The organism is Acidobacteriota bacterium (assembly GCA_030697165.1).
Classification (GTDB): Bacteria; Acidobacteriota; Vicinamibacteria; order Vicinamibacterales; family UBA2999; genus 12-FULL-67-14b.
In genome coordinates, this window is record JAUYQQ010000023.1 from 23,748 (window position 1) to 45,382 (window position 21,635).

A 21,635-nucleotide genomic window follows, 5' to 3' on the forward strand; every position below is an offset into this window, starting at 1 on the left:
TAGGGGGAAGCGAAAGGCGTCCCGAGACTTCACACAGCATGATCGGCAGAACCCTCCGCCAGTACCTCATTACAGGCCGCCTTGGGCAGGGCGGCATGGGAGAGGTCTGGCTGGCGCGGGACACCATCCTCGAGCGCGACGTGGCGCTCAAGGTGTTGCCGGCCGGCGACACCGACGCGGTGCTGCGCAAGGAACGCTTCTTTCGCGAGGCCCGCGCGGCCTCGGCGCTGAACCACCCGAACATCATCACCATTTACGAAATCAATTCCGACCAGGGCATCGACTTCATCGCCATGGAGTACGTCGAGGGCCGCACCCTCGGCGGACTGCTCCAGCAACGCACGATGGCAATCGACCTGGTGCAACGCTACGCGTTGCAGATCGCCGAAGCGGTTGGGCGGGCGCACCGCGCCGGCATCGTTCACCGCGACCTCAAACCCGGCAACATCATGGTCACCAACGATGGCCTGGTGAAGGTCCTCGACTTTGGCCTGGCCAAGGTCAGCCATCCGTCGGATGCCTCGGCCGCCACCGACATGGCGACCCAGATGGCGCTGACGCGCGCGGGCACCACGCTGGGCACGCTCGGCTACATGTCGCCCGAGCAGGCCATCGGCGACCATGTCGATGCGCGGTCGGACGTCTTTTCGTTCGGCGTCATCCTGTACGAGATGCTCTCGGGAAGGTTGCCGTTCGCGGGCAAGACGCTGTCTGAGGTCCTGCACCAGCTGCATTTCTCGGAACCGCCGCAACTCGAGGCGCTGCGACCCGATACCCCGCCGGCGCTGCGGGCGATTTCCGCGCGGGCGCTCGAAAAGAAACCGGAGAACCGGTTTCCCAACATGACCGAGGTTGCCATAGTGCTCGCTGGCGGCACAGCCGACAGCGCGGCGACGGTGGCCAACTCGTCACCACCGGCGCCGATCGCTCCGGCAGGACGCAGCCGGCGCTGGCTGGCCATCGCCGTCCTCGTGACCGCGACGATTGCGGGCGGCGCGGTGGCCTGGCGATCGCGTGCGGCCGGGAGCGCCGGCAGCGCCACCTCGGCAACGGAGGTCGCCAATGAACCCGTCGGCGCCGTCGAGCTCACGCGGAGCGCCGGTGCCTTGCTGGCGCGACCCGATCGTGATGGCAACGCCGATCGCGCGATCACGCAACTGGAGCGAGTGCTCACCGAAGACCCCACGTCGGCAATCGCGCATGCACACCTGGCCTCCGCGTATCTCCGCAAGCAACAGACCAATCCCGATCCTCAGTGGATGAAGCTCGCGCGCGAGAACGCCCAGCGCGCCATCGCCTTGAATTCCGACCTCGCAGCCGGGCACGTCGCCATGGGCTTTGTCCTGCTCGAAGCCGCTGAGCGACCTGAAGCCGCGAACGCGTTCCGCCGGGCCGCCGACCTCGACCCGGTCAACCCGTTCCCGCATCTTGGGCTCGCACTGAACTCCGCGGCTCAAAATTTGGACCGGGAGGCCGAAGCGTCGTTCCTCCGGGCCATCCAACTCGGACCACAGGAGTGGCGTCCGCAAGGCGAGTTCGCGCAGTTTCATTTCAGGCGCGCGCGATACGCCGAGGCGGTCACGCATTGGGAGGCCGCGCTGAAACTGACGCCGGACAACGCGGTGGTGATGCGCAACCTGGGCGGTGCGTACTTCCTGACCGGCCGTCCTGACGAGGCTGCCTCAATTCTGCAACGGGCCCTCGAGATCCGTCCGGCGGCGGCGACCTACACCAATCTCGGCACCATTCGGTTCTTCCAGGGCCGTTACACCGACGCCGTGGCGGCCTTCGAAAAGGCCGTCGAGCTCAGCGCCAACAGCCACCTGTACTGGGGCAATCTTGGCGACGGCTATCGCTGGGCGCCAGGCCGGCGCCCCGACGCGCCGGCGGCCTATCGGCGCGCGAGCGAACTGATTCAGCAGCAGATGGCCAAGAAGCAAGGCGACGCTGACCTTGAAAGCCGGCACGCCGTCTATCTCGTGAAGTTGGGAGACACGTCAGGCGCACTCAAAACGGTCGCAGGAGTCGTCGCCCGACCGAACCTGACGGCGCAGGTGCTGTTTCGGACGACGGTGGTTTTTGAATTGGGGGGCGCGCGCGACCTCGCACTCACAAGCCTTCGCCGCGCGTTGGAGGCTGGTTACGCCGTGGCCGACGTCGCCAGCGACCCGGAATTGACGGCCCTCCGCACGGATGCGCGCTATCACCGCCTGATCGACTCGGTGGCCCACCCGCCCGCCAAGCCCTAACCTCGGCGCTTAGCCGAGCGCCTGCTCGAAGGCGCGGATCAGGTCCGCAGCCGGCAGGCGGTGCCACGTTTCGTTGACGGCGAACGTCAGCGTCGCGGGGCCCTGCGGCGCTGACATGGCGATGCCGCGTTCGGCCAGCCGCTTGGCCACGTCGGCGGCATTCACGTTCTTGAAGGTGACACGGGCCAGGTTGGTGCCGTTCGGGATGCGCTCGATGGCAAGGCGCGGATGGTTCGCCATCGCCGCATAAAACGCCTCGGAGGTCTGGACAGCGCTCCTCAAACGCCCGTCGAATCCGTCCATGAAATGCCGGCAGACCAACGCCGCATTCCATCCGACTGCCAGGTTGCCACCAAACATCCGGCGGACGTGAAACATCCCGTCGAGTACGCGTTTCGGACCGGCCAGGATCGCGCCAATCCCGCAGTTGAAATACTTCCACAGCGAGACGTACACGGTATCGAAGTGGGCGGCGTACTCGGCGGGCGAAATTCCCGTGTACGCGGACGCGATGAACAGCCGGGCGCCATCGAGGTGCATCCCGATACCCTTCTCGCGCGCAAATGCGGAGATGCGCTTCGCCTCCTCCCAGTCGAACATCTGTCCTGTCAGGCGGCGTATCGGGCTCTCGATCACAATCGCACCAACATCGGTGGCGACCCGGCCGCCGGCCGTGCGCGCGAGGACACCCTCGACATCAGCCCGCGTAAACGTGGCTTGGCCCACCGCGAGTGGCATGAGCGTCTGCCCCGACAAGGTCTGACACGCATCGCCCGTGTCGTTATAGATGTGGCTCACCTCGGGAACAATGACGCGGCGGTTCGGTCCGGCGAGCACCCGCAACGCCAGCTGATTGGCCAGGGTGCCCGAAGGCATGAACACGGCGGCTTCCTTGCCCAGCAGCGTCGCCCAGTGTTGCTCGAACGCGGCGACCTCACCGCCGAGCAGGTAGTTGTCGTCCACGACCTCCCTGGCCTGGCACAGTCGATCCAGCAGTGCGGCGTACTCGCGCGGCGAGATGCCAATGCCATCGCCAGAGGTATGAACCATGCGATCGGGTTGAACCGCGGGACTGGCGAAGACCGGGAGGTACGGCAGGCACCCGAGCCCGGCGGTGGCGCCTAGCGTGCCAACGAAGCTTCGTCGAGTCGGATTCATTCGCCGAATATACTTCAGCGTTGGCGATTTCCCTTCGCGTCGATCCCGAGCAACGCTTCTCCTGCGCGAGTTGCGCGCGTTGCTGCCGGCGGTGGGAGATCCTGGTCTCGCCCGCCGAAGTCGCCGCGTTCGCGGAGCGGAATGCGGCGCAGTGGTTTCGCCTCGACGCCGCGGAAGGCAGCGATGGCGATCCGTTCGAGCCGATCGCCGGCTGGCGCGGTTACCAGCGCATCCGCCGGCGCCCCGACGGAGCCTGTGGCTTCCTGTCCGAAGCCAACCGGTGCCGCTTGCACGAGGAACTGGGTGAGCGCCGCAAGCCGCTGACCTGCCGGATGTTCCCATTCGAATTCCACTCGGCACCGGAGGCCGTTGTCGTCACCACCAGCTTCGGGTGTCCGACCGTCGTAGCCAACCGGGGCGCCCGCATCGCCGACGCGGCTCCGCTCGCCACCATCAAGGCGCTCCGCACGGAATCGCTGATGCAGCATCACCAGGCCGCGCCTCCCCGAATGCTGGTCGCCGGGCGCGTGATCGAGGCCCGCTCGCTTGCGATCCTGCGCGAGGGGCTGTTGATGATCCTGGACCGGGAGGACGCAGGTGTGCGCGACCTGAGGCGCAACGTGCGACGCATGGCCGCGGTGCTGGACGACCTGACGCGCTCGCGCGTCACTCGTCTCGCCGACGCCGATTTCGCCGAGTACATCCGGCTGACGGTGCCCTACGCCGCCGCCGACCAGAAGGCCGTCGCGCCCAGACGGGCAAGCGCCATTGGCCGACTGCTGCAACGCGGGTTTCTATTCGTGGTCGCGGCCATGCGGCTCAAGCTCGACCACCCCGCGATGTCACGAATCACGCTCCGCCTGAAGACGTTCTGGCTGCTCGCTCACCTGCATGGGCTCGCGCCGAAGGTGGACCGCGTCGATGTCTCGGCGCTGGCGCTTCGGCCCGTGGATTTGAATGCACCTGGCGTACAGCCAATCGCCTACCACTACCTGCGGGCGAGCCTGGAATCCCTGGGCGCCCGTGAGCGGCTCGTGTTGGACGACCTTGCGATCGCGGTGTCCGCTCTCAATGCCGCCTGCGCGCTGGCGGCGATGAACGGCGAGGCCGGAACCTTCGCCGAGGCGCTGATGGAAGCAGTGGACGTGTCGCACGCCGGCGACCGCGGATTGCTCGGACGGGTCGTCGGGAGGCTGGCCGGCGGTACCGAGGCGCTGTACACTCTGACTAGCGCCGGTCCGTAAAGATGTATCGAATCCTCGAGGGCTGCCCCCGCTGCGGTCATTTCCCCGTCAACGGATCACACGTGCGCGGGCCCATCGAATGGCTGCGTCGCCGGTTGACGAAGAAGCGAGCGTTCCGGTGCCCGGTGTGCCAGTGGCGCGGTTGGGCCGACCAGAGTTGGGATCGCCGCCAGCGACTCGATCCGCATGGGGCGCGTCAGGGCCGCCGCGCCGAAGATCCGAAACCGCCTCATCCGACGGAGACAAACACTGACGATCGCCGCCGATTGCGCTAGACCCCACCTCATCCAGTGTGCCTAAGATGAGTTCAGAGGGCACCAATGAGCGAACGCTCGCCCGATCTCACGCGCCTCCCGGATCTCCATCGCAAGCCCGAGCACGGCCCCGTGCGCAGTCGGCGGCCGATCTACCAGGATCTCCTGCCCCCGTGTAACCACGCCTGCCCCGCAGGCGAGTCGATCCAGGGCTGGCTGGCACTGGCACGCGCGGGTCAACACCGGGAGGCGTGGGAACTGCTGGTCCAGGCCAACCCGTTCCCGGCGATCCACGGCCGCGTCTGCTATCACCCATGCGAATCGTCGTGTAATCGCGACCGCCTCGACGGGTCGGTCAGCATTCACTCCGTCGAGCGCTTCCTCGGCGACCTTGCCATCGGACAGGGCTGGCCCCTGCCGCCAGGGGCACCGGCATCGGGCCACCAGGTGCTGGTCATCGGTGCGGGGCCGAGCGGCCTGTCGGCGGCGTATCACCTGCGGCGCCTGGGGCACCAGGTGCTGGTCCGCGATGCCGGTCCCGTAGCCGGCGGCATGATGCACTTCGGCATCCCCGCCTATCGGCTGCCGCGCGCGATCCTCGACGCCGAGGTCGCGCGCCTGGTCACCATGGGCGTGGCGTTCGAGTTCAACCACCGGGTCGAGCAACTCGACGCCGAATGGCGCGACGGCGGTTTCGGCGCGGTGTTCGCGGCGGTCGGCGCGCATCTGTCGAAGCGGGCGGCCCTGCCGGCCTGTGATGCCGGCCGCATGCTCGACGCCGTGTCGTTCCTGCGGGACGTCGAAGCCGGGACGCCACCGCGTCTCGGCCGTCGCGTCGCGGTCTACGGCGGCGGCAACACGGCCATGGACGCGGCCCGCACCGCGCTCAGGCTCGGGCACGAACCGCTCATCATCTATCGGCGCGACCGCGAGCACATGCCCGCGCACGACTTCGAGGCCACCGAGGCCCTCGAGGAAGGCGTGCAGATCCACTGGCTCCGCTCGATCGCCGGTCTGTCCGACGGCACGGTCACCGTCGAGGTGATGGCGCTTGACGCGAGCGGCCGCGCCGTCGGCACCGGCGAGTTCGAGACCATTGACGCCGACCACCTGATCATGGCCCTGGGCCAGGACAGCGACACCGGCTTCCTCCGCGGCGTCGAAGGCGTGGTGTTCACGGACGAAGGCGCGGTGACGGTGGATGCCGGCATGATGACCGGCCGGCCCGGCCTGTTCGCCGGCGGCGACATGGTGCCGGCCGAGCGCAGCGTGACCTACGCGGTGGGTCACGGCGCCACCGCCGCCCGCCACATCGACGCGTTCCTGCGGCAACACACCGCCGTGGCCGCTGGCGCGCCGCCGCTCGCGACCTACGAGAAGCTCCACCTGTGGTTCTACACGGATGTCGCCCACCGGCCGCAGGGCCGCGCCCCGATCGATGAGCGCCGCAGCACGTTTGGCGAGGTGGTCCAGGGCTGGGATGAGCCGGCGGCCCGCTTCGAGGCGTCGCGCTGCCTGTCGTGCGGCACCTGCTTCGAGTGCGACGGTTGCTATGCTGCCTGCCCCGAAGACGCGGTGATCAAGCTTGGCCCCGGCCGCCGCTACGAGATCGACTACGGCAAGTGCACCGGCTGCGCGATCTGCTTCGAGCAGTGCCCCTGCCACGCCATTTCCATGGTGCGCGAACCGAGCGTCCCCTGAGGCCCGACATGCCGCTAGCATCCGATGCACCTGCTGCACCCGACGCACCTGACGCACCTGCTGCGCCCGCCCTGGCGACGGTTGACGGTAACGAAGCCTGCGCCAGCGTCGCCTATCGCCTGAACGAAGTCTGCGCGATCTACCCGATCACCCCCTCGTCCACCATGGCCGAACTGGCTGACCAGTGGTCGGGCGAGCGCCGCCCGAACATCTGGGGCGACGTCCCGACGGTGATCGAGATGCAGAGTGAAGGCGGCGCCGCCGGCGCGGCCCACGGCTCGCTGCAGGCCGGCGCCCTGACCACCACCTTCACGGCCTCGCAGGGCCTGCTGTTGATGATCCCCAACATGTACAAGATTGCCGGCGAACTGACGCCGGCGGTTTTTCATGTCGCGGCCCGGGCGATTGCCTCGCACGCACTGTCGATCTTCGGCGATCACCAGGATGTGATGGCCGTGAGGACCACCGGCTTCGCGCAACTGTCGTCGGCTTCGGTGCAGGAGGCCCACGACCTGGCCGCCATCGCGCAGATGGCGACGCTCGAGTCGCGCGTGCCGTTCATCCACTTCTTCGATGGCTTCCGCACGTCGCACGAGATCAACCGCATCCGCCTGCTGTCGGACGAAGACCTGCGCGCGCTCATCGACGAGCACCTGGTCGCGGCGCACCGGCAGCGATCGCTCAATCCCGATCGTCCGTTCATCCGCGGCACCGCCCAGAATCCCGACGTGTACTTCCAGATGCGCGAGGCCGCCAACCGCTACTACCAGCGCGTGCCGGAGGTGGTGGCGGCGGCGATGGCCCGCTTCGCCGCCCGCACCGGGCGCCACTACGGCCTGTTCGAGTACACCGGCGCGCCCGACGCCGAGCGCGTGATCGTGCTGATGGGCTCGGGCGCCGGCGCGGCCGGCGAGGTCGTGGACCACCTGGTGGCGCGTCACGAACGCGTCGGGCTGTTGCAGGTGCGGCTGTTCCGCCCCTTCTCGCCGTCCCACCTGCTGGCGGCGCTGCCGGCGTCGATACGGGCCGTGGCCGTGCTGGATCGCACCAAGGAGCCTGGTGCCACCGGCGAGCCGCTGTATCTCGACCTTGTGGCGGCGCTCGCCGAGCGCGCCGCGGCCGGCGGGCCGCCCGTGCCGCGCGTGGTGGGCGGGCGCTATGGCCTGTCGTCGAAAGAGTTCACGCCGGCCATGGCCAAGGCGGTCTTCGATGAACTGGCGTCGGCCGCCCCGCGCAACCACTTCACGGTCGGCATCACGGACGATGTCTCGGAGACGAGCCTTCCCGTGGACCGCTCGTTCGCCACCGAATCGGACCGCGTCTTCCGCGCGGTGTTCTACGGCCTCGGCTCCGACGGCACGGTCGGCGCCAACAAGAACAGCATCAAGATCATCGGCGACGACCCGGCCGTGCACGTGCAGGCGTATTTCGTCTACGACTCGAAGAAGTCGGGGTCGCAAACCGTCTCGCACCTGCGCTTTGGCCCCGATCCCATCCGCTCGACCTATCTCGTCAGCGCCGCGCAGTTCATCGGCTGCCACCAGTTCGCGTTCATCGAGAAGCTCGACCTGCTGGGCATCGCGGCCCAGGGCGCCACGCTGCTGCTCAACTGTCCATGGGCGCCGGCGGCAGTGTGGGACCGGCTGCCGCGAACCGCGCAGGACGCCATCATCGCCAAGGGCCTGAAGGTGTGGACGATTGACGCCGACCGCGTGGCCGGCGACGCCGGTCTCGGCTCGCGCGCCAACACGGTGCTGCAAACCTGCTTCTTCGCGGTCTCCGGCGTGCTGCCGCGCGAGGAGGCCATGGCCAAGATTAAGACGTCGATCAAGAAGACCTACCAGGCCAAGGGCACCGAGGTCGTGCGCAAGAACTTCGAGGCGGTCGACCGCACGCTGGCGGCCCTGGCCGCAGTGCCGGTGCCGACGACCGCGACCGGCACGCGCCGGCTCCTGCCGATCGTGGCCGCTGGCGCGCCCGCGTTCGTCCGCGACGTCGTCGCCGTGATGCTCGCCGGGCGCGGCGACGAGTTGCCGGTGAGCGCCTTCCCGGTGGACGGCACCTTCCCGAGCGCCACCTCGCGGTGGGAGAAGCGCGGCATCTCTGACGCAGTGCCGGCGTGGGATGCGGGCATCTGCATCCAGTGCGGGAACTGCTCGTTCGTGTGCCCGCATGCGGTGATTCGCGCCAAGGTCTATGGCGCACGCCACCTGGACCAGGCGCCCACGGGTTTTGCCTCGGCGCCGATCGAGGCGCGCGGATTTCCCGACACGCGCTACACGCTGCAGGTCTACGAGGAAGACTGCACCGGCTGCGGACTTTGCGTCGAGGTGTGCCCGGTCAGGCATCCGTCGGTCAGCGGCCAGCGGGCCATCAACATGACCACGCGCGACGCTGACCTCGCTCCGGTCCGCGCCCGTACCGCCTTCTTCGAGACGCTGCCACTCACCGAGCGCGGCCACGTGGATTTCTCCACGGTGCGTGGCACGCAACTGCTGGAACCGCTGTTCGAGTTCCCGGGCGCCTGCGCCGGCTGTGGCGAGACGCCCTACCTGAAGCTGGTCTCGCAGCTGTTCGGCGATCGCATGGTGGTGGCCAACGCCACGGGCTGTTCGTCGATCTATGGCGGCAACCTGCCGACGACACCGTGGGCGGTCAACCGCGAGGGCCGCGGCCCGGCGTGGGCCAACTCGCTGTTTGAAGACAACGCCGAGTTCGGCCTCGGCATGCGGCTCGCCGCCGACCACCAGCTGGCCGCCGCGCGGCGGCTGCTCGATCGGCTGCGCGGCGCCGTGGGCGACGAACTGGTCGCTGCGTTACAGTCGGCGCCGCAGCGCACGGAGTACGACATTCGCCAGCAACGCGCGCGGGTCGCCGCACTCGAGTCGCGGCTGGCCGCCATCGACGATCCGCTGGCGCGCCAACTGGCCGTCATCGCGGGCCAGCTGGTGCGGCGCAGCGTGTGGATCATCGGCGGCGACGGTTGGGCCTACGACATCGGATCAGGCGGCCTCGATCACGTCCTGGCCAGCGGCCGCGACGTCAATGTCCTGGTCCTCGATACCGAGGTCTACTCCAACACCGGCGGCCAGGCGTCCAAGGCCACGCCGCTTGGCGCGGTGGCCAAGTTTGCCAGCGCCGGCAAGACGACGGAAAAGAAGGACCTGGCCCTGCAGGCCATGGCCTACGGCAGTGTCTACGTGGCCCGCATCGCCATGGGCGCCAACCCGCAGCAGACGCTCGACGCGATCCGCGAAGCCGAAGCCTACGAGGGGCCGTCGCTGATCCTCGCCTACTCGCACTGCATCGCGCACGGCATCGACATGCGGCACGGCCTCGATCAGCAGTCACGCGCCGTGCACAGCGGCTACTGGCCGCTCGTTCGCTACAACCCGGAGCTGCGCGCCGGCGGCGAGCCGCCGTTCACGCTCGATTCGGTGCGCCCGACCATGCCGTTCCGCAGCTATGCCGAGCAGGAACTGCGCTACCGGATGCTGCTGCTGAGCGATCCGCCGCGCGGCGAAGCCCTGCTGCGATCGGCGCAAGCCGCGGTCGATCGCAAGTGGAAACAGTACGAAGATTTGGCTCACCTGAGGTAACCCCATGCCCGACTTGCGCACGACCTATCTTGGCTTGCCCCTCGCCCACCCCGTGGTGGCGTCGGCCGGGCCCTTGTCCCACGATCTCGACGGCATTCGCCGGCTCGAAGACGGCGGCGCGTCGGCGATTGTCTTGTTCTCGCTGTTCGAGGAGCAGATTGAACGGGAGAACACGGCGATCGAGCGGTTGACCGCCGCCGGCGCCGAGAGTACCGCCGAGGCGGAGTCGTACTTCCCGGCCATGGGCGACTTCGCGGCCGGTCCCGGGGCTTACTTCGACCTGGTCCGCCGCGCGCGGAAGGCGGTTGGCGTGCCGGTGATTGCCAGTCTCAATGGCCTGACCGATACCGGCTGGGTCGACTATGCCCAGTTGATGCACGAGGCCGGCGCCAGCGCCATCGAACTGAACCTCTTCCACATTCCCGCGGATCCGCTGGCCACGGGCCGCGACGTGGAACGGCGCTACGAAGAGACCGTGGCGGCCGTGTGCGGTGCCGTGCCGATTCCCGTCGCCGTGAAGTTGAGCCCGTTCTTCTCGGCCACGGGCGAGATGGCGCGCCGGTTCGTGGCAGCCGGCGCCCGCGGGCTGGTGCTGTTCAACCGCTTCTACCAGCCGGACTTCGATCTCGACCAGCTCGAGGTCATGCCCACCGCGGAACTGAGTTCGCCGGCCGAGATCCGGCTGCCCCTGTTGTGGCTGGCCATTCTGCACGGCCGCGTGGAGGCCTCACTGGCGGCGACCACCGGGGTGCACACGGCCACGGAAGTGGCGAAGTACCTGCTCGCCGGCGCCGACGTGACCATGACCACGTCGGCGCTGCTCAAGCACGGGCCGTCGCACGCCAGCACGCTCGTGGCCGGACTGGCCGCCTGGCTCGATCGCAAGGGCTTCACCTCGGTGGCGCAGATCAAAGGGTCGATGAGCCAGCAGCGGGTCGCCGATCCCGCCGCGTTCGAGCGGGCAAACTACATGAAGGTGCTCCAGAGCTGGGAGCCACAGCAGCGAGGACGCTGACTACTTCACTTCCAGGTTTGCCTGGATCGCAGCGAAGAACACGTCGGCCATGCGCTTGTAGCCCGCCTCGGTCGGGTGCAAGCCATCGGCGCCGATCACCGTATTGGCTTCAGGCAACAGGGTATTGTAAAGATCCACATACACGGCCTGCTCGGCGAGCGCCATTTGCTGCAACCTGGTGTTATAGACAACGAGTTCCGCGGGAAGCTTGGACCGCGGCCGGCCGGTAATCGTCGGCAGCGTCGAGGCGACGAATACGCGAGCGCCACCGGCCTTGGCAACGTGCACCATGCTCCGAATGAAGTCGGTCGAGAAGTCGGGCCCGGCTATGTCCAGCCCGTTTACACCCTCCATCAACAACACCGCCTCGGCCCGGCTCTCGGCAAAGACACCGGGAAACCGCACGGCGCCCTCCTGTGCCGTCTCGAGGGACTTGCCCGCGTTGATTACCGACAACGAAGCCGCTTGGAGGACGTAGCGTTCTTGCAGCAGCGAGAGCAAGCGCGAGGGATACGACGCGGCCGGCACCAGGACCATCGGGTGATGGGACGAGGTGCCACCGACGCCGCCAACGGGATTAGTCACCTCTCCGGACGTCATGCTGTCGCCGAACGCGAGGAATCGCGTTCGGGACAAAGTCGGCGAGGTCGACGGGCCGGTCGGGGTGGACCCGCCGCACGCGGTCAGCACCGCGCAGCAACAGGCCACCCACACCCACGGCTGTCTCATGGCTAGTAGCGGTAGTGCGCCGACTTGTAGGGGCCTTCGACCGCGACCCCGATGTAGTCGGCCTGTTCCTTGCTCAGCGTCGTGAGCTTGACGCCCAGCTTGCCGAGGTGCAGGCGCGCCACTTCTTCATCCAGCTTCTTCGGCAGGATGTAGACGCGGTTGGCGTCGTAGTGGGTGCCCGACAGCGTCGGCTTGCCGTTCATGCTCAGGTGCAGGTCGATCTGCGCCAACACCTGATTGGTGAATGACGAAGACATCACGAACGAGGGGTGGCCGGTGGCGCAGCCCAGGTTCAGCAGGCGGCCTTCGGCCAGCACCAGGATGCTGTGCTCGGGACGCTTGCCTTCGGCCGGGAAGATCCACTCGTCGTACTGCGGCTTGATCTGCACGCGCTTGGCGCCGCCCTTGGCGAGGCCGGCCATGTCGATCTCGTTGTCGAAGTGGCCGATGTTGCCGACGATGGCCTTGTCCTTCATGCGCTTCATCAGCTCAACGGTCAGGATGTTCTTGTTGCCCGTCGCCGTAATGAAGATGTCGGCGGTTTCGACCACCTCCTCGATGGTCGTGACCTGGTAGCCTTCCATCGCCGCCTGCAGCGCGCAGATCGGATCGATTTCGGTCACGATCACGCGGCAGCCCTGGCCCTTGAGCGCCTGGGCGCAGCCCTTGCCGACGTCGCCATAGCCGAACACCACCGCGACCTTCGCCGACAGCATCACGTCGCTGGCGCGGTTGAGGCCGTCGCTCAGCGAGTGGCGGCAGCCGTAGAGGTTGTCGAACTTGCTCTTGGTCGCCGAGTCGTTGACGTTGATGGCCGGGAACAACAGCGTGTTGGCGGCGGTCATCTCATACAGGCGGTGCACGCCGGTGGTGGTCTCTTCGCTGACACCCTTGATGCCGAGGGCGATCTTCGACCACACGCCCGGACGCGCCTTCAGTTCCTTGGTGAGCGTCTCGAGAATCACGCCCCACTCTTCGGGATCCTGGTCGGGATTGAACGCCGGGATCTTGCCGGCCTTCTCGTACTCGAGCGCCTTGTGCACGAACAGGGTCGCGTCGCCGCCGTCGTCGAGAATCATGGTCGGGCCGCTGCCATCGGGCCACATCAGGGCCTCGACCGTGCACCACCAGTATTCGGCGAGCGTCTCGCCCTTCCACGCAAACACCGGGGTGCCGCGCGGGTTGGCGACGCTGCCACCGGACTCGGGACGGCCGACGGCCACCGCGGCGGCGGCGCTGTCCTGCGTCGAGAAGATGTTGCAGCTCACCCAGCGCACGTCGGCGCCGAGCGCGGTCAGCGTTTCGATCAGCACGGCGGTCTGCACGGTCATGTGCAACGAGCCCATGATCTTGGCGCCGGCCAGCGGCGTCTGGCCGGCATAGCGCGTGCGCAGCGCCATCAGCCCGGGCATCTCGTGCTCGGCGAGGCGAATCTCGTTGCGGCCAAACTCGGCCAGGCCAAGGTCGCGCACCTTGAAGGGTTCACGGCCGGCCTTCTTGGCCAGGTCAAACGCGTGCATTTCGTTCACTGCAGTTGCCATAACTTCTGTCTCCTTGTTGCGTTCGTTACTCGCTATTCGTTCTTTGAAGTCTTCTTCGCCGTTGCGACAAACAAACTGGGGCCCTTGGCGGCCGCTTCGGTCGGCAGCAGCGCGATGACAGGCTTCTCGAAGCCGGCCGCTTCGAGATGTTTCTTGATGGTCTTCTCAGAGAAGCCGAGCCAGACGTGTCCCATCTGGTGCTGATATTCCTCGCGGTCGTGGGGCAGCATGTCGACAATCAGCACGCGCCCTCCCGGCTTGAGCACGCGGCTGACTTCGGCCAGGGCGCGGATGGGCTCGGGCACGTGATGCAGCACCAGCGCGAGGATTCCGACATCCAGCTGGCCATCATCGATCGGCAGCGCGGCCAGGTCGCCGCGGCGGACGTCAACATGGGTGGCGCCCTTCAAGCGCTTGCGGGCGGCCTGCACCATGTCGGTGGAGCCGTCGACGGCGATCACCTTCGCCACATGCGGCGCGACCAGCTCGCTCACCTGTCCGGTACCACAGCCCAGGTCGCCAACCGTCAGCGTCGGCTCAATCAGCGCCAGCATGGCGTAGAGGTGAAAGTTGTCGCCGAACAGCTCGGCGCGAAGGTGGTCCCACTGCCCTGAGGCCGAGGCAAAGAACTCCTCCGACTTCGTCCGGCGCCGCGACAACACGCTCTTCAGCCGCCGCTCGTCCTGCTCGGCGCCATTGGTGGCCGAGACCTGTTCACGAATGAGCGGCCACAGCCGCTGAGCGCCGGAGTCGAGGACCTCCAGCGTCATGCCATAGAAGCGGCTCGTGCCGTCACGGCGCGACACCACCCACCCATCGTCAGCCAGCGTTTTCAGGTGACGGCTGACGGTGGACTGGGGCAGCTGGAGCACCGAGCAGATCTCGTTGACCGTCAGTTCGTGCCGTTCGAGAGGCAGAAGCATCCGGCAGCGAATCGGGTCGGCCAGCGCGGCCATGTGGTCAAGGATTTGCGTCATTTATCCGTTAATCCGGATGAACGAGATAATACCCCGTGACGTAAGCGCTCGTCAAGCCATGGCAGTATTTCGCACCATGCGAACACGATTGGCCGTGCTGGCTGCCCTCCTCGCCCTCCCACTGGTAGTGCTTCACGGCTCGGCGAGCGACGAGCGGTATTGGGCGCAGTGGCGGGGGCCGTCGATGACGGGCGTCTCGAAGTCGGCGAAGCCGCCTGTGGAGTGGAGCGAAACCAAGAACATCAAGTGGAAGGTCGAAATTCCGGGCCGCGGTTCGGCGTCGCCGGTGGTGTGGGGCGACCGGCTCTACGTACTGACCGCGGTTCCCGCCGGCATCACCGGCCCGGCCCAGCACGAACCGCGTGGCGCCCTGCCGCAGCGCGGCGTCCATCAATACAAGGTGATGGCGATCGATCGCGCCACCGGCAAGACGGTGTGGGAGCGGATCGCTCGCGAAGAAGAGCCCCACGAGGCGGCGCACCAGGACAACGGGTCCTGGGCCTCCAGCTCCGCAGTGACCGACGGCACGCACCTCTTCGCCTACTTCGAGTCGCGCGGGCTCTATGCCTACGATCTGCAGGGCAAGCTCCTGTGGCAGACCGATTTCGGCGACAAGCAGATGCGCAACCAGTTCGGCGAGGGGTCGACGCCGGCGCTCCACGGCAAGTACCTGGTGGTCGTCTGGGATCACATTCCCGGCCCGTCGTTCATCGTCGCGCTCGACAAGGCCACCGGCAAGGAACTGTGGCGCACTTCGCGCGATGAAATGGACACGTGGGCGACACCGCTGGTCGTTGAGCACGCCGGCCGTCAGCAGGTGATCGTCAACGCGATGAACCGCGTGCGGAGTTACGACCTCGAGACCGGCAAGATCGTGTGGGAGGGTCCGGGCACGACGATGAACGTGATCCCGTCACCGGTCTTCGGCCACGGCATGGTGTTCGTCATGAGCGGCTTTCGCGGCAACAACCTCAAAGCCATCAAGCTGAACGACGCCAAAGGCGATATCAGCACGACCGGCGCGATCGCCTGGCAGTTGGATCGCGACACGCCGTACGTGCCATCGCCCTTGCTCTACGACAACATCCTGTACTTCCTGAAATCCAACAACGGCCTGCTGTCGGCGTTTGACGCGGTCAGCGGCAAGCCCCACTACCAGTCGCTGCGCATGGCGAAAGCGCCCGAAGTGTTTGCCTCGCCCGTCGGCGCTGATGGCCGCGTCTACATCGTCAGCCGCGACGGCGTGACCACGGTCATCAAGCACGGAACCACCTACGAGGTGCTTGCGGAGAATACGCTCGACGACGGGTTCGATGCGTCGCCGGCGCTGGTGGACCACGAGCTGTACCTCCGAGGATTTCGCTACCTGTACCGGATCGGCATGTAGGGGCCTGGCACGGTTACACGCTGTTTTGTTGCATTTGCTGCAACCCCTCAACTTCGAAACGCGCACTTTCTGCGCTTTGGTTGGGCTCCCTGTGGATGGCCTCGAGTTTGCGAGCGTCACGGCCGGAGGTCCCCATGCCGCGAGCCACTCGATACTCGCCACCCGGCAGTGTTCATCACGTCATCAATCGCGGTAACGATCGCCGCTGCTTGTTCGCATCGCCCAGCGACTTCGGCGAGTTCCTCGACCTGATTGCATGGGCGAAGGGCCAATGCCCCATCCGCGTCGTGTCCTACTGCCTGATGCCCAATCACTGGCATTTTGTGTTGTGGCCGGAGGAGCCCAACGCGATGGCCGCATTCCTCCATCGGCTTGGCACCACCCATTCCATCCGCTGGCGGAAGTCGACGGGTACGGTCGGGCAAGGCCACGTTTACCAACACCGGTACCACGCGTTTCTGATCGAGTCGGAAGCCTACTATTTTCGAGCCCTGAAGTACGTAGAGGCGAACCCGGCGCGCGCCGGCTTGGTCACCTCCGCTAGTCAGTGGGAATGGTCCAGTCTCGCCGAGCGGCTCGGGACCGAACGGGGAATCTTGGACCCGGGCCCCCTCCCGCTACCCGACAATTGGCTGGAGCAAGTCGACGAGGTCATGAAGCCGGCGGACCTTGAGGACATCCACAACCGACTCCGGAAATGGTCACCGATTGCGATCCGGCGAGAGCGGCGGCGCGCAGGAACCGCGTAAGAACGGGGCGTAACCGTGCCAGGCCCCGAGACAATTACGCGGATGTTCGTCCCTGCAACCTTATTGGCAGTTCGACCGTCTATGTGCTTTGAGCGTATAGTCTCAGAGCGTATGGACAAATTCAGGGCCGAAAGCTTTCTACCGCTAACTCCAGTCGCCTTCGAGATCCTGCTGGCCCTCGCCGATGGCGAGCGGCATGGCTACAGCATTCTGCAGGAAGTCGAGACCCGCTCGGGCGACGCGGTGTCGCTGCACGCCGGAACGCTCTACCGGGCGCTGGCGCGGCTGCTCGAAAGTGACCTGATCGAAGAACTGCGCGATCCGCCGGCCCCATCGAGCGGCGATGAGCGGCGGCGCTATTACCGGCTGACCGCCCGAGGCGTCGCGGTGGCGCGAGCGGAAGTGGGACGGCTCGAGGGCCAGTTGACGGCGGCCCGCACCCGTCGCCTGCTGAAGGGCGCACGGCCGTGAGTACCCCAAAGCGGTCGCTGATCGCGGAATTCCTGTTCAACCTCGCACTGCTGGCCTATCCACGCGCGTTTCGGCGACGGTTCGGCGTCGAGATGCGCGACGACTTTCGGCGTCGTGGTCTCGCCTTGCCGGCGCTGGTGGCCAACGGAATCGGCGAGCGCTGGGCGGCCGCCGTGCGCTGGACGATGTTCCCGAACGCCACTCCACATCTTTACGAGCCCGCAGGGAGACACTTCATGCTCTGGGATACCCTTCGCGCCGACATCCGTCACACTCTCCGGCTGGCGATCAAGACCCCGGTGTTCAGCGCGCTGACGGTGCTGGCGCTGGCGCTCGGTATCGGCGCCACCAGCGCGATCTTCGCGGTGGTCAACGGCGTGTTGCTGCAGTCGCTGCCCTATCGCGATGACGGGCGGCTGGTGAACCTGTGGAGCCACAACACCACCGAAGACCGGCCGCGTAACCCCCTGTCGCCGGCCAACTTCCTCGACTTCCAAAGGCTGAACACGACACTCGACGGCCTCGAGGGCTACTTCACGTTCGTGACGCCGACGCAGCTTGTCACCGACAGCGGCACCGAAGTCGCTTACTCGGTCTTCGTCACGTCGAACATGTTCAACATGCTCGGGCGTACCGCTGCGCTTGGCCGCACGTTCACGATGGGCGAAGAATCAGACGTCGTCGTATTGAGCGACGGCTACTGGCGCCGCCGCTTTGGCGGCGACCCGAACATCGTCGGCCAGGTGCTGTCGGTCTCGGGCCAGTCGCTGGAAGTGCTCGGGGTCATGCCGCCGGACTTCGTCTTCCCCTACAGCGGCATGCTCGGCCCCAGCGGCTTCACGAGGGTCACCGGCGTCGACATGTGGCTGCCCATTGCCTTCTCGGGCCCGATGGCCGTGAACAACCGCATGCTGAATCAGTCGGGCCAGATCGTACGCAACGTGCACTGGCTGGGCGCGATCGGGCGGCTCAAGGCCGGCGTCTCCGAACAGCAGGCCGCGGCCGATGCGCGGACGATCGCGTCGCAGCTCGAACAGAGCTATCCCGAGACGAACAAGGGCTGGAGCGCGACGGTGGTCTCGTCGATTGATCAGTCGGTGGGCACGATCCGTCCGGCGCTGATGATCCTGCTGGCCGGCATCGGCTTCGTGCTGCTGATGGCCTCGGTCAACGTCGCCAACCTCCTGCTCGCCAGAAGCATCGCGCGCGAGAAGGAACTCGCGACCCGGGCCGCGCTCGGCGCCGGCCGGGCGCGCCTCGCCAGGCAGTTGCTCACCGAGAGCGCTCTCTTCGCCCTCGCCGGCGGACTGGTCGGCATGGTCGTGATGTGGTGGACGCTCCGGGGCCTGGTCGCCCTGGCTCCGGCCAACCTGCCCCGCATGAACGAAGTGAGCGTGAACTGGGAAGTGCTGCTCGCGGCCGGACTGACGACGATACTGACCGGCATTCTGGTCGGCGTGCTGCCGGCCCTCAGCTCGGCCAGCGTCAATCCGCAGGCCAGCCTGCAGGACTCCAGCCGCGGTACCGTCGGCGGCGCGCTGCGCCGGCGCACCCGGGCCGGGCTGGTGGTCGCCGAGGTCGCGCTCGCCGTGGCCATCACCACCGGTGCCGGCCTGCTGCTGCGCAGCTTCCTCTCCGTGACGAACGTCGATCCAGGCTTCGAAACGGCGCAGCTGCTGACCTGGCAGATGAACCTGCCGCCACGCCTCGCCACCAGCCCCGATCGTCTGGCCTTCTACCGCGACTTCTTCGCTCGCATGGAGGCCCTGCCCGGGGTGGTGTCGGCAGGCGGCACCACCCGCGTGCCGCTTGGCAGCACGTCGGTCACCACCTCGATCCAGATCGACGGACGCCCGGTCCCGAGCTCTGAACTCCCCGAGGTGCAGTTCCGCCGCGCCATGCACGACTATTTCGAGACCATGGGCATCCCCATCCGCCGGGGACGCAACTTCAATCCCACTGACGTCGCCACCGCGCCGCCGGTGGCCGTCATCAACGAGACCATGGCCCGTCGCCTGTTCCCCTACCAGGAGGCGGTCGGCCAGCGCGTCAGAATGGGCCCCAGTCCGGCCGGTGCGTGGACGACCATCGTCGGCGTCATTGGCGACATCCGCCACGGCGGCCTCGAGGAAGAACCGCAGCCCGAGCTATACATCAGCTACTTGCAGGGAGGGGGACCACCGGTGGCGCCGTTCATCGTGCTTCGCACGGCCGGTGATCCGGCGACACTGGCTGAGACGGTGCGCGCCGAAGTGCGCCAGATCGACAAGAACCTGCCGCTCTACGACATGCGCACCATGTCGGCTCTGCGTGCCGAGGCGGTGGCGACGCGGCGCTTCATCCTGTTGATCGTCGGCGCCTTCGGCGCCCTGGCGCTGGGCCTGGCGGCGATTGGCGTCTACGGCGTGATGTCGTTGATTGTGAGCGAGCGCACGCGCGAGGTGGGTGTGCGCCTGGCACTGGGCGCGCAGCCGTCGGAACTGCTGGGCATGATCGTGGGCCAGGCCGCGAGGCTTGCCGGCATCGGCGTCGCGCTCGGCCTGGCAGTTTCTTTGCCGCTCGCACCACTGCTCGACAGCCAGTTGTACGGCATCGAGTCGTTCGACCCACTGACCTTCGTGGTGGTGCCGGTCACGCTGTTGCTGATTGCCACGCTCGCGGCGGTGGTGCCGGCCCGTCGCGCGATGCGGATCGATCCGCTGGCTGCGCTGCGGATCGATTAGGGCGCGAGCTCCGCTTCCAGGCGAGTCACCAACCCGTCGAGCTGGGCGACGACGGCTCGCACCGTGTCGGGCTGCGACAGGTCCACGCCAGCCTTCTTCAGCAGCGTCATCGGGTGATCCGAGCCACCCGACCGCAGCAGGTCCAGGTAACGCGTCACGACCTCGGCGCGGGCCGCGCCGCGGGCGCCGCCGATCTCCTCCATCAGCCGCGCGGTCGACGCAAAGCAGGTCGCGTACTGGTAAACGTAGTACGGCGACTGGAAGAAGTGCGGAATGCGTGCCCACGTGTGTTGGGCCCTCGTATCGGCCGACAGCGCGTCGCCCCAATACTCGCCCAGCAACCGCGCGTAGATGGCGCTCAGGGTTTCGGCGGTAATCGGCTGATCGGCCTCGACCAGCCGGTGCGCCTCGAGCTCGAAGTCGGCAAACAACACCTGGTTGTAGAAGGTGCCGACGATGTTGTCGATGGCGTGTTGCAGCAGCACCGCCCGTTCTTCGCGCGTCTTGGCGCGCGCCAGCATCAGCTCGAGCAGCAGCGCCTCGTTGAGGGTCGAGGGCACTTCGGCGACAAAGATGGTGTAGCCGGAATAGACAAACGGCTGGGTTTCCTGCGCCAGCAGCGTGTGCATCGAGTGGCCCAGCTCGTGGGCCAGCGTGAACACGGCGTCGAGCGTGTCGTTGTAGTTCAGCAGCATGTACGGGTTGGCGCCGTAGACCGGCGCCGAGTACGCGCCGCTGCGCTTGCCCTGGTTCTCGTAGACGTCGATCCAGCGTTCGGCAAACGCCTTGCGCACCCGTGCCTGATACTCGGCGCCAAGCGGCTCGACCGCTTCGATGATCCAGTCAAGGACTTCGTCATAGCGGTAACGCTCGTTCGAATCGACCAGCGGCACGAAGGCGTCGAAGACGTAATAGTCCTGAAGCCCGAGCACGCGCTTGCGCAGCTGGTGGTAGCGCCGGAACGGCGCCACGCCGTGCTTGGCCTCGCGAATCAGGTTCTCCACGACGCTGGTGGGAATGGCGTTGCCAAACAGCGCCGCGTCGAGCGTGGTCCGGTAGCCGCGGGCGCGGGCCTCGAACCAGTCGCTCTGCATGACGCCGTTGTAGAGCGTGGCGTAGGTGTTGATGGTGCCGAGGTAGGTGTCGTACAACGCTTCGTACGCCAGCTTGCGGTCGGCCTGGGCGCGGCAGGTCGCCAGCAACTTGCGGTACTGCCCGTAGCTGACCTCGACCGATTCACCGTTCGACAGGGTGATGGTCGGAAAGCGCGCATCGGCCGTCGACAGCGCCGCGTACGAATCTTTGGGCACGCCGCCGAGGCGTCCCGACAGCGACAGCAGCTTCTCGCCCTGCTCGTTCAACACGTGCGCCTGCAGCCGGAACACCTCCTCGACGGCAAAGCGGTAGAGGCCGAGCGCCGGCGATTCCGCCATCCACTCGCGCACCGCCTCGATCGGCAGCTGCAACAGCTCCGGCTGGAACCACGAGATCGCCTGCTGCCACTTGGCAAACAGCAACTGGACACGCTGCCGCTTGGCGTTGACGGTGTTGTTGCGCTGGTCTTCGTCGTACTGCAGCGCGGGGTAATACCACACGCGGTAGCTCAACTGGTCGAGGTCGTCGCGGTCCTTCAAGGCCCGCAGCAGCTGATCGGCGCCCTGCGCGAGAGTCCCTTGATACTGCCTGTAGGCCTCGATCCCGGCGTCGAGGTCCGCGAACGCCGCCTCCCATGCCTCCCAGTTCGGGAAGATCGACGTCAGATCCCAGGTGTAGCGGGGATCGAGAGACTCGCGCGTGGGAACCTGGGTCGACGGCGCCGAGGCGGGCGAAGGCATCCG

Annotated in this window: 14 protein-coding genes; 9 read left to right on the forward strand and 5 right to left on the reverse strand. The window is 67.0% G+C overall.

What is annotated here, in order from left to right; translation table 11 throughout:
* Positions 1-38 precede the first annotated feature (38 nt).
* Positions 39-2,249, forward strand: a complete 2,211-nt coding sequence (locus Q8T13_22290) for a protein kinase (protein ID MDP3720501.1) — start codon at positions 39-41, stop codon at positions 2,247-2,249.
* A gap of 9 nt (positions 2,250-2,258) precedes the next feature.
* Here the strand turns inward: Q8T13_22290 and Q8T13_22295 are convergent, their stop codons facing one another.
* The gene (locus Q8T13_22295; GenBank protein ID MDP3720502.1) at positions 2,259-3,407 is read right to left on the reverse strand and encodes a beta-eliminating lyase-related protein; all 1,149 of its coding nucleotides are present in this window, start codon (positions 3,405-3,407) and stop codon (positions 2,259-2,261) included.
* A gap of 20 nt (positions 3,408-3,427) precedes the next feature.
* On the opposite strand from Q8T13_22295, the gene Q8T13_22300 reads away from it, so the two are divergent.
* From Q8T13_22300 to Q8T13_22315, 4 genes are all read left to right on the forward strand, one after another.
* Complete coding sequence (locus Q8T13_22300) at positions 3,428-4,651, forward strand: YkgJ family cysteine cluster protein (protein MDP3720503.1); 1,224 nt, start codon at positions 3,428-3,430, stop codon at positions 4,649-4,651.
* 320 nt (positions 4,652-4,971) lie between these two features.
* Positions 4,972-6,606, forward strand: coding sequence for an NAD(P)-binding protein (locus tag Q8T13_22305; protein MDP3720504.1), 1,635 nt, complete (start codon positions 4,972-4,974; stop codon positions 6,604-6,606).
* Between the two features lie 8 nt (positions 6,607-6,614).
* On the forward strand, positions 6,615-10,205 hold the full coding sequence (nifJ, locus tag Q8T13_22310; protein MDP3720505.1) for a pyruvate:ferredoxin (flavodoxin) oxidoreductase: 3,591 nt from the start codon (positions 6,615-6,617) through the stop codon (positions 10,203-10,205).
* Between the two features lie 4 nt (positions 10,206-10,209).
* Positions 10,210-11,220: a dihydroorotate dehydrogenase-like protein gene (locus tag Q8T13_22315; GenBank protein ID MDP3720506.1), complete on the forward strand. Its 1,011-nt coding sequence runs from the start codon at positions 10,210-10,212 to the stop codon at positions 11,218-11,220.
* On the opposite strand, the gene Q8T13_22320 is transcribed toward Q8T13_22315, so the two are convergent.
* Genes Q8T13_22320 through Q8T13_22330 form a run of 3 tightly spaced genes read right to left on the reverse strand, consistent with a single transcriptional unit; the run spans position 11,221 to position 14,467 of the window.
* Positions 11,221-11,949, reverse strand: coding sequence for a GDSL-type esterase/lipase family protein (locus Q8T13_22320; GenBank protein ID MDP3720507.1), 729 nt, complete (start codon positions 11,947-11,949; stop codon positions 11,221-11,223). It lies immediately after the preceding gene.
* Positions 11,950-11,951: 2 nt separating this feature from the next.
* Entirely contained in the window at positions 11,952-13,469 is a 1,518-nt protein-coding gene (gene ahcY, locus Q8T13_22325) for an adenosylhomocysteinase (GenBank protein MDP3720508.1), read from the reverse strand.
* A gap of 53 nt (positions 13,470-13,522) precedes the next feature.
* Positions 13,523-14,467, reverse strand: a complete 945-nt coding sequence (locus Q8T13_22330; GenBank protein ID MDP3720509.1) for a metalloregulator ArsR/SmtB family transcription factor — start codon at positions 14,465-14,467, stop codon at positions 13,523-13,525.
* A gap of 76 nt (positions 14,468-14,543) precedes the next feature.
* Here Q8T13_22330 and Q8T13_22335 point away from each other — a divergent pair, with 76 nt between their 5' ends.
* The 4 genes from Q8T13_22335 (at position 14,544) to Q8T13_22350 (ending at position 19,797) form a co-directional block, all read left to right on the forward strand.
* Positions 14,544-15,854, forward strand: a complete 1,311-nt coding sequence (locus Q8T13_22335) for a PQQ-binding-like beta-propeller repeat protein (protein ID MDP3720510.1) — start codon at positions 14,544-14,546, stop codon at positions 15,852-15,854.
* Between the two features lie 134 nt (positions 15,855-15,988).
* Positions 15,989-16,603 (forward strand): transposase, encoded by a 615-nt coding sequence (locus Q8T13_22340; GenBank protein ID MDP3720511.1) that lies wholly within the window; start codon positions 15,989-15,991, stop codon positions 16,601-16,603.
* Positions 16,604-16,714: 111 nt separating this feature from the next.
* A complete protein-coding gene (locus Q8T13_22345) occupies positions 16,715-17,074 on the forward strand; it encodes a PadR family transcriptional regulator (GenBank protein MDP3720512.1) in 360 nt (119 codons plus the stop codon).
* On the forward strand, positions 17,071-19,797 hold the full coding sequence (locus Q8T13_22350; protein MDP3720513.1) for an ABC transporter permease: 2,727 nt from the start codon (positions 17,071-17,073) through the stop codon (positions 19,795-19,797). Before Q8T13_22345 ends, Q8T13_22350 begins: the two co-directional genes overlap by 4 nt.
* On the opposite strand, the gene pepF is transcribed toward Q8T13_22350, so the two are convergent.
* The gene (gene pepF / locus Q8T13_22355; GenBank protein MDP3720514.1) at positions 19,794-21,632 is read right to left on the reverse strand and encodes an oligoendopeptidase F; all 1,839 of its coding nucleotides are present in this window, start codon (positions 21,630-21,632) and stop codon (positions 19,794-19,796) included. The two genes, Q8T13_22350 and pepF, sit on opposite strands and share 4 nt — an antisense overlap.
* Positions 21,633-21,635 lie beyond the last annotated feature (3 nt).